This window comes from Microcella humidisoli, assembly GCF_024362325.1.
GTDB lineage: Bacteria > Actinomycetota > Actinomycetes > Actinomycetales > Microbacteriaceae > Microcella > Microcella humidisoli.
Genome location: NZ_CP101497.1, coordinates 1366487 through 1378265, shown reverse-complemented (window position 1 = coordinate 1378265; position 11779 = coordinate 1366487). Strand labels below are relative to the sequence as shown.

The 11779-nt window shown below is 67.4% G+C and carries 12 protein-coding genes; all 12 read right to left on the bottom strand.

The genetic code is table 11. The annotated features are described in order from the left end of the window. Positions 1-43 precede the first annotated feature (43 nt). The 12 genes from NNL39_RS06555 to NNL39_RS06500 all read right to left on the bottom strand — a co-directional run bounded on the left by NNL39_RS06555 (position 44) and on the right by NNL39_RS06500 (position 11776). Positions 44-562: a hypothetical protein gene (locus NNL39_RS06555; protein WP_255158177.1), complete on the bottom strand. Its 519-nt coding sequence runs from the start codon at positions 560-562 to the stop codon at positions 44-46. Between the two features lie 102 nt (positions 563-664). Further along, a complete protein-coding gene (gene tuf, locus NNL39_RS06550) occupies positions 665-1858 on the bottom strand; it encodes an elongation factor Tu (RefSeq protein ID WP_255158176.1) in 1194 nt (397 codons plus the stop codon). A 109-nt stretch (positions 1859-1967) separates the two neighbouring features. Beyond that, the gene (gene fusA, locus NNL39_RS06545) at positions 1968-4082 is read right to left on the bottom strand and encodes an elongation factor G (RefSeq protein WP_322972903.1); all 2115 of its coding nucleotides are present in this window, start codon (positions 4080-4082) and stop codon (positions 1968-1970) included. A 154-nt stretch (positions 4083-4236) separates the two neighbouring features. After that, positions 4237-4707 carry a 30S ribosomal protein S7 gene (gene rpsG / locus NNL39_RS06540; protein WP_255158175.1) on the bottom strand — a complete coding sequence of 157 codons (471 nt, stop codon included), beginning with the start codon at positions 4705-4707 and terminating at the stop codon, positions 4237-4239. After that, positions 4707-5081 (bottom strand): 30S ribosomal protein S12, encoded by a 375-nt coding sequence (gene rpsL / locus NNL39_RS06535; protein WP_055821401.1) that lies wholly within the window; start codon positions 5079-5081, stop codon positions 4707-4709. Before rpsL ends, rpsG begins: the two co-directional genes overlap by 1 nt. Positions 5082-5402: 321 nt before the next feature. Next, complete coding sequence (locus NNL39_RS06530; protein WP_255158174.1) at positions 5403-6191, bottom strand: hypothetical protein; 789 nt, start codon at positions 6189-6191, stop codon at positions 5403-5405. Positions 6192-6278: 87 nt separating this feature from the next. Then, on the bottom strand, positions 6279-7010 hold the full coding sequence (locus tag NNL39_RS06525; RefSeq protein WP_255158172.1) for a hypothetical protein: 732 nt from the start codon (positions 7008-7010) through the stop codon (positions 6279-6281). Then, positions 7007-7681, bottom strand: coding sequence for a hypothetical protein (locus NNL39_RS06520; RefSeq protein WP_255158170.1), 675 nt, complete (start codon positions 7679-7681; stop codon positions 7007-7009). The genes NNL39_RS06525 and NNL39_RS06520 overlap by 4 nt, the downstream gene beginning before the upstream one ends. Then, a complete protein-coding gene (pilM, locus tag NNL39_RS06515; RefSeq protein WP_255158168.1) occupies positions 7678-8727 on the bottom strand; it encodes a type IV pilus assembly protein PilM in 1050 nt (349 codons plus the stop codon). Before pilM ends, NNL39_RS06520 begins: the two co-directional genes overlap by 4 nt. Before the next feature lie 10 nt (positions 8728-8737). Continuing rightward, a complete protein-coding gene (locus tag NNL39_RS06510; RefSeq protein WP_255158166.1) occupies positions 8738-9565 on the bottom strand; it encodes a prepilin peptidase in 828 nt (275 codons plus the stop codon). Between the two features lie 10 nt (positions 9566-9575). Then, on the bottom strand, positions 9576-11201 hold the full coding sequence (locus tag NNL39_RS06505; RefSeq protein ID WP_255158164.1) for a hypothetical protein: 1626 nt from the start codon (positions 11199-11201) through the stop codon (positions 9576-9578). After that, the gene (locus tag NNL39_RS06500; protein WP_255158162.1) at positions 11192-11776 is read right to left on the bottom strand and encodes a PilW family protein; all 585 of its coding nucleotides are present in this window, start codon (positions 11774-11776) and stop codon (positions 11192-11194) included. Before NNL39_RS06500 ends, NNL39_RS06505 begins: the two co-directional genes overlap by 10 nt. Positions 11777-11779: the final 3 nt, after the last annotated feature.

The window sequence follows — 11779 nt, the reverse complement described above, 5'->3', positions numbered from 1 at the left end:
GCGGGCATGACGATCTCGGTGCCCTCGACGTTCGCGTGAGAAGTCACCGAACCCGGCTTGACGACAACCTGGCCGTGCTCGACTTCTCGCCTGCGGTGGGTGCGGAGGTGAACGTTTCGTCGCTCGGCACTGAGCGCGGCCGGAAGGCAACGAGCTCGACGAGCACAGTGCTGAGCACTGCGGCAATCACGAACGGGATGGTCTGCACCGCAATGACGAGGAGGGCCATGCCGACAAGGTCGTCACGATTACTCTCGGATGCTGCAACCGTGACGAACAGGGCACCGACCGATGCAGCAACGAAGGCGGCCGCGCCGAGCCAGAGAACTCTGGGCAGGGGGCGACTTCGGCTGAGTCGAACAGTCACGATCACGACCGCGATCGCCCACGCGACGTAGGCGGCCCCCGTGAACGCCACGATTGTCTCGAGAGGTTGCATGACCCAGGCCAGGACCGGGTCGACATCTGCTGACGGAGTCCAGACGAGCACGATGATCACGTAGTTCATCAGAAAGGTGACGCCCAGCAGAATCGCGATGCGGGCAATCGATGGTGGACTCATGGTGAGACGCTACGCCCGCCGCCGCTCCTGTGCACCTGTTCGTGGGAAACAGCAGACGGGGCCGGGCCCGAAGGCCCGACCCCGTCTTTCCGTGCTGAAGATCTACTTGATGATCTTCGTGACCGTGCCGGCGCCGACGGTGCGGCCACCCTCACGGATGGCGAAGCCGAGGCCCTCCTCCATGGCGATGGGCTGGATCAGCTCAACGACCATGTCGGTGGTGTCGCCGGGCATGACCATCTCGGTGCCCTCGGGCAGCGAGATGACGCCGGTGACGTCGGTGGTGCGGAAGTAGAACTGCGGGCGGTAGTTCGTGTAGAAGGGGTTGTGACGGCCACCCTCGTCCTTCGAGAGGATGTACGCGGTGCCCTCGAAGTTCGTGTGCGGCGTAACCGAACCCGGCTTCACGACGACCTGGCCGCGCTCGACGTCCTCGCGCTTGGTGCCACGGAGCAGGAGACCGCAGTTCTCGCCGGCCCACGCCTCGTCGAGCTGCTTGTGGAACATCTCGATACCCGTGACGATCGTCTTCTGCGTCGGGCGGATACCGACGATCTCGACCTCGGAGTTGATCGCGAGGGTGCCGCGCTCGGCGCGACCCGTCACGACCGTGCCACGGCCGGTGATCGTGAAGACGTCCTCGATCGGCATGAGGAACGGCTTGTCCTTGTCGCGCACCGGGTCCGGCACCGACTCGTCGACGGCGTCCATGAGGTCGAGGATGGACTGGGTCCACTTCTCGTCGCCCTCGAGGGCCTTGAGGCCCGAGACGCGCACGACGGGAGCGTTGTCGCCGTCGAAGCCCTGGCTCGAGAGCAGCTCGCGAACCTCGATCTCGACGAGCTCGAGGATCTCCTCGTCGTCGACCATGTCGCTCTTGTTGAGGGCGACGAGCAGGTACGGCACGCCGACCTGCTTGGCGAGCAGCACGTGCTCACGCGTCTGCGCCATCGGGCCGTCGGTCGCCGCGACCACGAGGATCGCGCCGTCCATCTGCGCCGCACCGGTGATCATGTTCTTGATGTAGTCGGCGTGGCCGGGAGCGTCGACGTGCGCGTAGTGGCGCTTCGGCGTCTCGTACTCGACGTGCGAGATGTTGATCGTGATGCCGCGCTGACGCTCCTCGGGAGCCGAGTCGATCGAGGCGAAGTCGCGCTGGACGTTGGTCGCCGAGGGGTACTTGTCAGCAAGCACCTTCGAGATGGCGGCGGTGAGCGTGGTCTTGCCGTGGTCGACGTGACCGATGGTTCCGATGTTGACGTGCGGCTTGCTCCGCTCGAACTTGGCCTTAGCCACTGTGGGTCCTCCTCAGGACTTGTTTGCCCAGCATCCGGTGTTCAGACGCCGCGCGGTTTGGTGTGTATGTATCGTACTCAGGCTCGGCGAGCCCTCGCAGGTCGGGTGATTACTCGCCCTTGTTCTTCTGGACGATCTCGTCGGCGACGGCCTTCGGGACCTCCGCGTAGCTGTCGAACGTCATCGAGTAGACGGCGCGGCCCGAGGTCTTCGACCGCAGGTCGCCCACGTACCCGAACATCTCGGACAGCGGCACGAGGGCGCGGACGACCTTCACGCCCGTCGCGTCATCCATCGACTGGATCTGACCACGACGGGAGTTCAGGTCGCCGATGACGTCGCCCATGTACTCCTCGGGGGTGCGCACCTCGACCGCCATGAGCGGCTCGAGGAGCACGGGGTTCGCCTTGCGCGCAGCCTCCTTGAAGGCCATCGAGCCGGCGATCTTGAACGCCATCTCCGAAGAGTCGACGTCGTGCGAGGCACCATCGATGAGGGTCGCCTTGACACCCACCGTCGGGAAGCCGGCGAGCACGCCGACCTGCATCGCGTCCTGGATGCCCGCGTCGACCGAGGGGATGTACTCGCGCGGAACGCGACCACCGGTGACGGCGTTGACGAACTCGTAGCTCGTCTCGGGCGTGACCTCGAGGGGCTCGAGGCTGATCTGGATCTTCGCGAACTGACCCGAGCCACCCGTCTGCTTCTTGTGGGTGTAGTCGTACTTCTCGATCGTGCGCTTGATCGTCTCGCGGTAGGCCACCTGCGGCTTGCCGACGTTGGCCTCGACGTTGAACTCGCGCTTCATGCGGTCGACGAGGATGTCGAGGTGCAGCTCGCCCATGCCCTTGATGACGGTCTGGCCGGTCTCGATGTTCTGCTCGGTGCGGAACGTCGGGTCCTCCTCGGCCAGCTTCTGGATGGCCGTGCCGAGCTTCTCCTGGTCGGCCTTCGTCTTCGGCTCGATGGCGACCTCGATGACGGGCTCGGGGAAGGTCATCGACTCGAGCACGACCTGGTTGTTCGGGTCGCACAGGGTGTCGCCCGTGGTCGTGTCCTTCAGACCGATGACGGCGTAGATGTGGCCCGCCGTGACCGAGTCGACCGGGTTCTCCTTGTTGGCGTGCATCTGGAAGATCTTCCCGATGCGCTCCTTCTTGCCCTTCGTCGAGTTGACGATTTGGGCGCCGGAGTCGATCGCACCCGAGTACACGCGCACGTAGGTGAGACGGCCGAAGAAGGGGTGCACCGCGACCTTGAACGCGAGCGCCGCGAACGGCTCCTTCGCGTCGGGCTTGCGGATGATCTCCTTCTCCTCGTCGCGCGGGTCGTGCGCGATCGTGGCCGGAACGTCGAGCGGGCTCGGCAGGTAGTCGACGACCGCGTCGAGCATGGGCTGCACGCCGCGGTTCTTGAACGCCGAGCCGCACAGCACGGGGTAGATCTCCGAGGCGATCGTGAGCTTGCGGATCGCGCCCTTGATCTCGGCGACCGTGAGCTCTTCGCCACCGAAGTACTTCTCCATGAGCGCGTCGTCGGTCTCGGCGACGGTCTCGAGCAGCGCGGTGCGGTACTCGTTGGCCTTGTCGACGAGGTCGGCCGGGATCTCTTCGATCTCGTACTTGGCACCCATCTCGACGTCACCCTTGGCGTCGCCGCGCCACGTGAGCGCGCGCATCTCGACCAGGTCGACGACACCCTCGAAGGTGTTCTCGAAACCGATCGGCAGCTGGATCACGAGGGGCTTCGCGCCGAGGCGCTTGATGATCGTGTCGACCGTGAAGTAGAAGTCGGCACCGAGCTTGTCCATCTTGTTGACGAAGCAGATGCGCGGCACGTCGTACTTGTCGGCCTGACGCCAGACGGTCTCCGACTGGGGCTCCACGCCCTCCTTGCCGTCGAAGACGGCGACGGCGCCATCGAGCACGCGCAGCGAGCGCTCGACCTCGACCGTGAAGTCGACGTGGCCGGGGGTGTCGATGATGTTGATCTGGTGCTTGTTCCAGAAGCAGGTCGTCGCGGCCGACGTGATCGTGATGCCGCGCTCCTGCTCCTGCGCCATCCAGTCCATCGTGGCGGCACCGTCGTGCACCTCGCCGATCTTGTGCGTGATGCCCGTGTAGAACAGGATGCGCTCGGTCGTGGTGGTCTTGCCGGCGTCGATGTGCGCCATGATGCCGATGTTGCGGACCTTGTTCAGGTCGGTGAGCACGTCCTGTGCCACAGCGGTGTCCTTACGTTTGGTTTTTCTTCAGTGTTGTTGGCTTCAAACCGTGTCGGCCCGGGACGGGCCGCCACCCGAGGTTCGCAGCGGGGGCCAGAAATGGCCCCCGCCTTCAGCGAACCTCGGCGCACTACCCAGCTGCTAAACCTGCGGTTTACCAGCGGTAGTGCGCGAACGCCTTGTTGCTCTCGGCCATCTTGTGCGTGTCTTCGCGACGCTTCACCGCGGCACCGAGGCCGTTGGATGCGTCGAGAATCTCGTTCATGAGGCGCTCGGTCATGGTCTTCTCGCGACGCGCCTTGGCGTAGCTCGTGAGCCAGCGCAGCGCGAGCGTGTTCGCGCGGTGCGGCTTGACCTCGACGGGAACCTGGTAGGTCGAGCCGCCGACGCGACGCGACCGCACCTCGAGGGTGGGGCGCACGTTGTCGAGCGCCTTCTTCAGCGTGGCGACAGCATCCTGGCCGTTCTTGGCGGCCACGCCTTCGAGCGCACCGTAGACGATGCGCTCGGCGAGGCCCTTCTTGCCGTCGAGCAGGATCTTGTTGACGAGCTGGCTGACGATCGGGGCGCCGTAGACGGGGTCTGCGACGACGGGGCGCTTCGGCGCCGGTCCTTTACGAGGCATTACTTCTTGTCCATCTTCGCTCCGTAGCGGCTACGCGCTTGCTTCCGGTTCTTGACCGCCTGGGTGTCGAGCGCTCCGCGCACGATCTTGTAGCGCACGCCGGGCAGGTCCTTCACACGACCGCCGCGAACGAGCACCATCGAGTGCTCCTGAAGGTTGTGTCCCTCGCCCGGGATGTAGGCGGTGACCTCGGTGCCGTTGCTGAGCTTGACGCGAGCGACCTTGCGCAGAGCCGAGTTGGGCTTCTTGGGGGTCGTCGTGTAGACGCGCGTGCAGACGCCGCGCTGCTGCGGATTGGCCTTGAGGGCCGGCGCCTTGGTCTTCGAGACCTTCGGCGTGCGGCCCTTGCGGACCAGCTGCTGAATAGTGGGCAAAAGTGCTCCTTGTGAGTGCTGCACGGTGACAGCGGTTGCGGTTGGATGTCCCCGCCCGGAGGTTCAGCCCCGGCCGGGCTCACGCGAATCCGACGGTTTCCGCGAGCGTGCTCGCGGACGACGAATATGCCGTGGGGGTGTGGCGGCGTCTGCCGGAGCAGTCGGTTCGCCAGGAACCCTCTGCGTGCGCCGCAACCCCGCCCGTCCCGCCGCTTGCGCGGGCCGCCACCGTTCTCACGGCGCGACACCGCATTCACGGCACGACACAGGCGCGTGCCGAAGCACACACACACCCAAGAGTAGACCTCGAGCGGGATGCGGTCAAACGGCGGTCGGGGCGCCGATCGTCGTGCGGTGCTCCGCGAGCTCCTGCTCGTAGGCGGCGCGAGCCGCCGCGTTGCGGGCGCGCGCCGTGCGGCCGCGCTTCGCGACAAGACCGCCCACCCAGATGGGCACCTCGCGGGCGGCGATCGCGGCGGCGAAGCCGAGCGGGTTCGACAGCTGCTGCAGCACGACCGCCCCGACCTCGGAGGCGGGACCGCCGAAGGCTCCTGCAGCGATGATGGCCGAACCGACGAAACCGATCCACACGAGCACGGCGACGATGAAGCCGCCCAGCACGTGCGCCCACCAGCCGGCGCGGTTCACGACGACGATGAGCAGGAGGTAGGAGAACAGGAAGACGACGACCGGCACCCAGAACGTGACGGTCGACAGGAACCGCAGCGCCGGGGCGAGACCCTGGGGCGACCCGATCAGGGCGATGAGCAGCACGAGCAAGGCGTACACCGCGGCGAAGATGCCGGCGCTCAGCAGGGCGACGAGCGCCCCGACTCCCCGTGCGCCGCGCTTCTTGGGCGGCTGCGGCGCCTGCACGAAGACGACCGTGGGCGCGGGCGCCGCGACGGACTCGGCGGGCGGCGCGTCAGCACCGAGCGGCTCAGTCGGCTGCAGCTCAGTCGGCTGCGACGCGATCGGCTGCGCATCGGCGGGCTGCTCGACGGCAGGCTGCGGGTCAGCGGGTTGCGCGTCGGCCGGAACAGTCGTCGGCTCCTCCGGGGCGCCCTCGGGCGACTGCTCGGCGGGCTCGGGGGAAGTCTGGGTGGCCATGACGCGTCCTTTCACGGGGAATGCGAACGCGTCACCCTACCAAGAGGCGGTTTCGGGATGCCGCTCTCGGGCATCCCGAAACACCCGCTACGGCGTCGGCTCGGGTGTCGGCGTCGGCGTGGCCGAGGGTTCGACCGGCGCCGGGGTGGCGGTGTCGGTAGGCTCGGGCTCCGGCTCGCGCTCCGGAATCGGCGGCAGCGTGACGAGGTCATCACCCGTGACCACGTAGATGATCATCGAGAAGGTCATGTCGCCGCCGTCTTCCGACGAACCATTGCTGTAGTCGCCCGTCGCGATGACGGCGAATCGCGGAGATTCCTGGAGCGCTTCGATGAACGCCAGGATGCCCGACAGGTCGCCACTGACCGTCACGGTGGTCGAGACCTGCAGGAGCGCGCCTGCGGGCAGCACACCGGCTCCGTCCACTTCGCCCGCCGGCGGTTCGGCCCCCTCCTCGACCGGCGCCGCTGAGGTCGGTGCGGGCTCGTTGATGGCAAGGTTCTGCAAGGTCAAGCCCTCGGAGAGCAGGCCGCGCACGAGCTCTTCGACTGCCGAGTCGTACTCTGCCTCGGTCGGGAACTCCTCACGAAGGAATGCCAGTTCGAGCAGCAGCTCGTCGATCTGCTCGAAGTCCTGCTGAAGCTGGGCGATCGCGGCCCGGGCGAGATCGTTCTGCGCCTGCACGCCGAGCCGCTCGGAGTCGAATCGCGCCGCGTCGGCGAGCTTCGGCGAGACGCCGAGGAACCACCCGAGCGCCACGACGACGATCATGATGAGGACGGTCGCGAAAGTCCAGATACGCGTGGCCGCGGAGTTCATTCGGTCACCTCCTCGTCCGTTCCGAACCGTTGCGAGAGAGCGAGCTCGTTGAGGTTGATCGTCACCGTCGTCTCGTACCCGGTTTGCAGCAGGGTGATCGAATCGATGCTCGCGTCGGCGAAGGTCTCGATCTCCTCCCACTCGCGATACCAGAGCCAGGGCCGGGGAGGCGTCTGGGTGATGACGATCATCGTGACGGTCGCCACCCGCTCCGCCCGCAACGGTCCCGTGGTGCCGAGGGCCGGCTGAGCCGGCGAGTTCGACGCGAAAGTCATCGACTCGATGACCTCGGCGGGCGTGAGTACGGCGACGTACGGCCGAAGCGACTCGCGCCAGAGCACTTCAGCACCCGCAAGCTGCTCTCGAACCTCGGTGATCGACTGCAACTGCCCGCGCACGAGGGTCACTTCGGTGAACTCGAGCTGGGTCGCCAGAAGCTCATCGGTGATGCGCCGCTCATTGGCCAGTCGGGCCTCTGCCGCCGCTGCATAGAAGAACGCTCCGGCGACACCGGCGATCGTGACGAGCACCACGGCGAGGCTGGCTGCGATCAGGCCGCGGCGGCGCGCCTTCTCCTTGCGCCGCAGCGCGACCTCGGGCGGCATGAGGTTCGCCCGGGGAACCGCCCCGTAGACGAGCGCCCCCTGTTCGCGCTGATCCCGCCGGCTCATGCCGCGCTCCCCACTGCGAGACCGATGGAGGTGATCCACGTCTGCATCTGCTCATCCGTCGTCTTGCCGCGCAGCGCGCGTGAGATCGTGACGCCGGCCGTCGGGTTCACGGGAACGACCGAGATGCGCGTCGACTCCGCGAGGGCGCTCGCGAATCCTCGCATCCGCGTCGCCCCGCCCGCGACCGAGAGGTGGTCGAACACGACTCCCGTGCGCACGCCGGCGAAGTAGGCGAGCGTGTTGCGCACCGCGGTAAGCAGCTCGCTCGTGGACTCGTGGATGACCTCGGCGGCGACGCGGTCTTCATCGGTCGAGCCCGCCGAGGTGAGACCGAGCTCGCGTTTGAGCGCCTCGGCACGCTCGCGCGGCACCGAGAGGCGCGACATGAGGGCGCGCGTCGCGTCATCGCCCCCGGCCGGCACGATACGCACGAACTGCGGCACCCCCGCCTGCACGATGACGATCGAGGTGGCGTTCGCGCCGATGTTCATGTGCACGGCGTAGCCGTTCGTCGGCCCCGACATCGAGTGCACCCGCGTCATGGCGAAGGGCAGCAGATCCATGCTCACGGGGTTGAGCCCCGCGAGCGTCGCCGCGGTGACGTTGACCGTCACGGCCTGCTTGAAGGCCGCGACCAGCAGGCCGTTGACGACCGGGCCCGACTCGTTCTGCCCCTCGCCGATCGGGTAGTAGTCGAGCACAGCGTCGCTCACGGGCACCGGCAGCAGATCCTGCACCTGGAACGGGAGCGACTCGCGAATCTGCGCGAGCGGCATGCGCGGCACCGCGAGATCGCGCACGATGACGCTCTGCCCGCCGATGCCGAGCGCGACATCCTTCGATCGGAAGCCGCCGGCGGCCCACAGTCGCTTGAACGCCGAGGCGACGGTGTGCACCTCGAGGATCTCGCCGCGCTTCACCGAGCCCTCGGGCAAGGGCACCTCGTGCGCGCGCAGGACCGTCGGGTTCGCCTTCGACGCGTCGTCGATCTCGACGCCGCGCAGGAGCGTGCTCCCGATGTCGACGCCCACTACTCCGACAGCCATGTCATCCCTCTCAGTCCAGTCCGAAGAGCGCCAGATACCAGCGCGCGATCGGCTCCCCCAGCAGGATTCCCACCCAGGCCCCTCCCAGCATCCACGGCCCGAACGGGATTCCCGTGTTGCGACGCGCCCGGCCGACGAGGATCAGCGCGATGCCGAACACCCCGCCCAGCAGGAATGCGGCCAGCGTGCCGACGGCAAGCGCCGACCAGCCGGCGAAACCGAGGAACAGGCCCAGCACGCCGGCGAGCTTCACGTCGCCCATTCCCATGCCTCGCGGCGAGATGAGGGCAAGCAGCAGGTAGCCGGCAAACAGCAGTCCGGCACCCGCGGCTGCTCGGGCGAGCGACTCGAGGTCGCCCCCGGCGATGGCCGCACCGCCCAGCAGCACGACTCCGACGATGTACGACGGCAGGACGATGGCATCGGGCAGCCGGTGGGTGTCGAGATCGATCGCGGCCAGCGCGATCGAGATGGCGGCCAGATAGAGGTGCGCGACCAGCACGAGCGTCGCCGAGACGGCCTCCGCGGCGGTTGCCGACGACAGGATGCCCGGCAGGTGCAGCACGGCGAGCGCGGCGAATGCGAGCGCGGTCGCCAGCTCGATGAGCGCATACCGCACCGAGAAGGCAGCACCGCAGTCGCGGCACCGTCCCCGCAGCACGAACCACGAGATCACCGGGATGTTGTCGAACGGTCGCACCGGAGCCGCGCACGAGGGGCACGCGCTCGGCGGATGCACGACCGACAGCCCGGCCGGAACTCGGTGGATGACCACGTTGAGGAATGACCCGATGGCCGCTCCGAGCACGCCGAGCAGGCTCGGCACGACGACGATCATGATCGACCGATCAGGCCGGCACGTCGATGTCGGTGTACTCGATCAGGTCGCCGGGGGTTCCGGGGGTCGGCGTTCCTCCGACCGCGCCGGCTCCGCCCGGTCCGCCCGCCCCGTTGCCGAGGTCGAATCCCGGGATACCGATCGGGACGTAGACGACCTCGCTGTTGTTCGAGAAGGTCACGCGGCCGCCGTAGTACTGACCGCGCCATGACAACTGGTTGCTGTTCTGGATGGTGCACGGGCTGTAGATGATGATGGCGATCGCGTCGCGCGTCTCGTTCCGGTTATTGATGTCGAAGCGGCCGCATCCGGTCGTGGTGGGCCGGGCGTCGGCGACGGTGTCGGGCGTGATGAACCGCAGAGCGCGGTCGACGTTGCCCTGGGACGTGACGGTGAAGTTCTCGAGGTTCACGGTGCGCGGCGTGATGAAGGTCAGGTCGGTGCGCATGTTGAGCGTGTAGTTCGCGCTCGTCGAGATCGTCAGGGACGAGCATCCCCGCATGTCGATGACCGTCGGCGTCGTGTAGGTGCTGAAAGCGACGACCTGGCTGTTGTTCTTGCCGTTGTTGTCGATGTTGCACGGGCCGGTGTACGTGCGCACCGTCCATCCCCGGGCCTGCCAGTCGCTCGCGACGAAGTTGACATCGACCCACGGCGGGCGCGTCGGGGCGACGACGTCGGTCCGGTTGAAGAAGACGGGGCTCGCGCCCGTGGTGCGAGCGACGGAGCAGGCATCGCCCGCGGCGTCCCAGCCGGTTGCGCCGGTCGAGCACCGCTGGCCCCAGCTGTCGATCTCTCCGCGCGCATAGACGCCGCCGCCGATGCGGGTGCTCGGATCGATGCTCGTGATCCCCGTGCCAGCGGCGATGATGTCGCCACCGATCGTCTTGTTGCCTTGCAGCGTGACCGTGCCGGACGCCCACACTTTGCCGCCTGCGCTGCAGGTGTTGTTGAGCGAGATGTTGCCGTTCGCGGCAACGATGTCACCCTGCACATAGACGCTGTTGCTGCAGACGATGTTGCCATCGGCGACGATCACGTTCGCCGCGTTGCCGTCGAAGGAAAGCAGCTCGAGGCTGTTCGAGAGTCCCGGCACGCCGTAGCTGAACACCGCGGCTCCGGTGACGGCGGCCGAGTTGGCCCCGGGCACCCACTCGTAGATGGCCTGCACGGCCGAGGCATCCTGGCCCGATGCCGACTCCGCGACTCCCTGGTCAGCCGCGAAGCCCGTGGACTGGATGCGGATCTGGGTGGCGGCCTCTGCCGGGCAGCCCGGCGTCCAGGCCGCCGCGGTGCTGATGCGGTATGCGATCGTCGCGGCGTAGAAGGGCTCGGCTGCCGGATCGCCGGTGAGGGTCGGATCGATGGAGCCCTGAGTGGCGGTGAGCTCGCCCGTGGCGGGGCAGTCGTCGGCGAAGAGCGCGGCGATCATCGCGTCGACCCCCGACTCAGCCGCGGCGTTGGCCTGCACGCCCGCTCGGCTGAGCGAGGTGTAGCTGAGAGCCTGCACGGTCGCACCCGTGACGGTGAGGGTGATCATGGAGGTCACGCCGAGCAGCCCGATCACGGCGATCATGGCGTTGCCGCGGTCGGCCGGCGCGCGGCGGATGCGGCGAAGGATCGTGGTCAGTAGCATTGCGGACTCACATTCGATTGCGGCCCTCGGCCGGTGACGGAAGTGACGAAGAGGGTCGAGGCGCGCGTTCCGCCTTCGACGGCGAAGCGGACAACGAGGCCTCGAGAGCCGTCTGCCTGCAGCACAGGGTACGGCGTTCCGGTCGCGTCGTCATCCGGCACGATCCCACCACTCACTTCACGCCATTCGGAGCCGACGGCTCCCGGGGTGGGTGCGGAGATCGCGCTCGAGCTGTCGCGCTGGAAGATCGCTTGGGCCTGCGTGTCGAAGAACCACGCGACACACCGAGCGGAGCCTCCGACGGTCGTGCGCACGACGGCGAACACCGATGATTCATCGGCGTTCGGAACGACCGAGATCGCCGTGGAGTTGCGCACCGTCTGCTCGATCGCATTGACCACAAGCTGACCATCGGTGGTGGAGGTCGTGACCTCGCGGATCGTGCGATCGGCCTGCAGAGAGCTGACGATGATGCCGCCCACGACGGTGATGAGGACGCTCAGCAGCGCCATCGAGATGAGGAGCTCGACGAGGGTGAATCCGTCGTCGCGTCGGGTGCGGGTGAGAGCGGCCATGAC

What these genes read in the sequence shown, in the direction of transcription:
- NNL39_RS06555 (WP_255158177.1), bottom strand. Translation starts at nt 562, where the DNA reads ATGAGTCCACCATCGATTGCCCGCATCGCGATTCTGCTGGGCGTCACC.
- rpsG (WP_255158175.1), bottom strand. Translation starts at nt 4,707, where the DNA reads ATGCCTCGTAAAGGACCGGCGCCGAAGCGCCCCGTCGTCGCAGACCCC.
- NNL39_RS06530 (WP_255158174.1), bottom strand. Translation starts at nt 6,191, where the DNA reads ATGGCCACCCAGACTTCCCCCGAGCCCGCCGAGCAGTCGCCCGAGGGC.
- NNL39_RS06525 (WP_255158172.1), bottom strand. Translation starts at nt 7,010, where the DNA reads ATGAACTCCGCGGCCACGCGTATCTGGACTTTCGCGACCGTCCTCATC.
- NNL39_RS06520 (WP_255158170.1), bottom strand. Translation starts at nt 7,681, where the DNA reads ATGAGCCGGCGGGATCAGCGCGAACAGGGGGCGCTCGTCTACGGGGCG.
- pilM (WP_255158168.1), bottom strand. Translation starts at nt 8,727, where the DNA reads ATGGCTGTCGGAGTAGTGGGCGTCGACATCGGGAGCACGCTCCTGCGC.
- NNL39_RS06510 (WP_255158166.1), bottom strand. Translation starts at nt 9,565, where the DNA reads ATGATCGTCGTCGTGCCGAGCCTGCTCGGCGTGCTCGGAGCGGCCATC.
- NNL39_RS06505 (WP_255158164.1), bottom strand. Translation starts at nt 11,201, where the DNA reads ATGCTACTGACCACGATCCTTCGCCGCATCCGCCGCGCGCCGGCCGAC.
- NNL39_RS06500 (WP_255158162.1), bottom strand. Translation starts at nt 11,776, where the DNA reads ATGGCCGCTCTCACCCGCACCCGACGCGACGACGGATTCACCCTCGTC.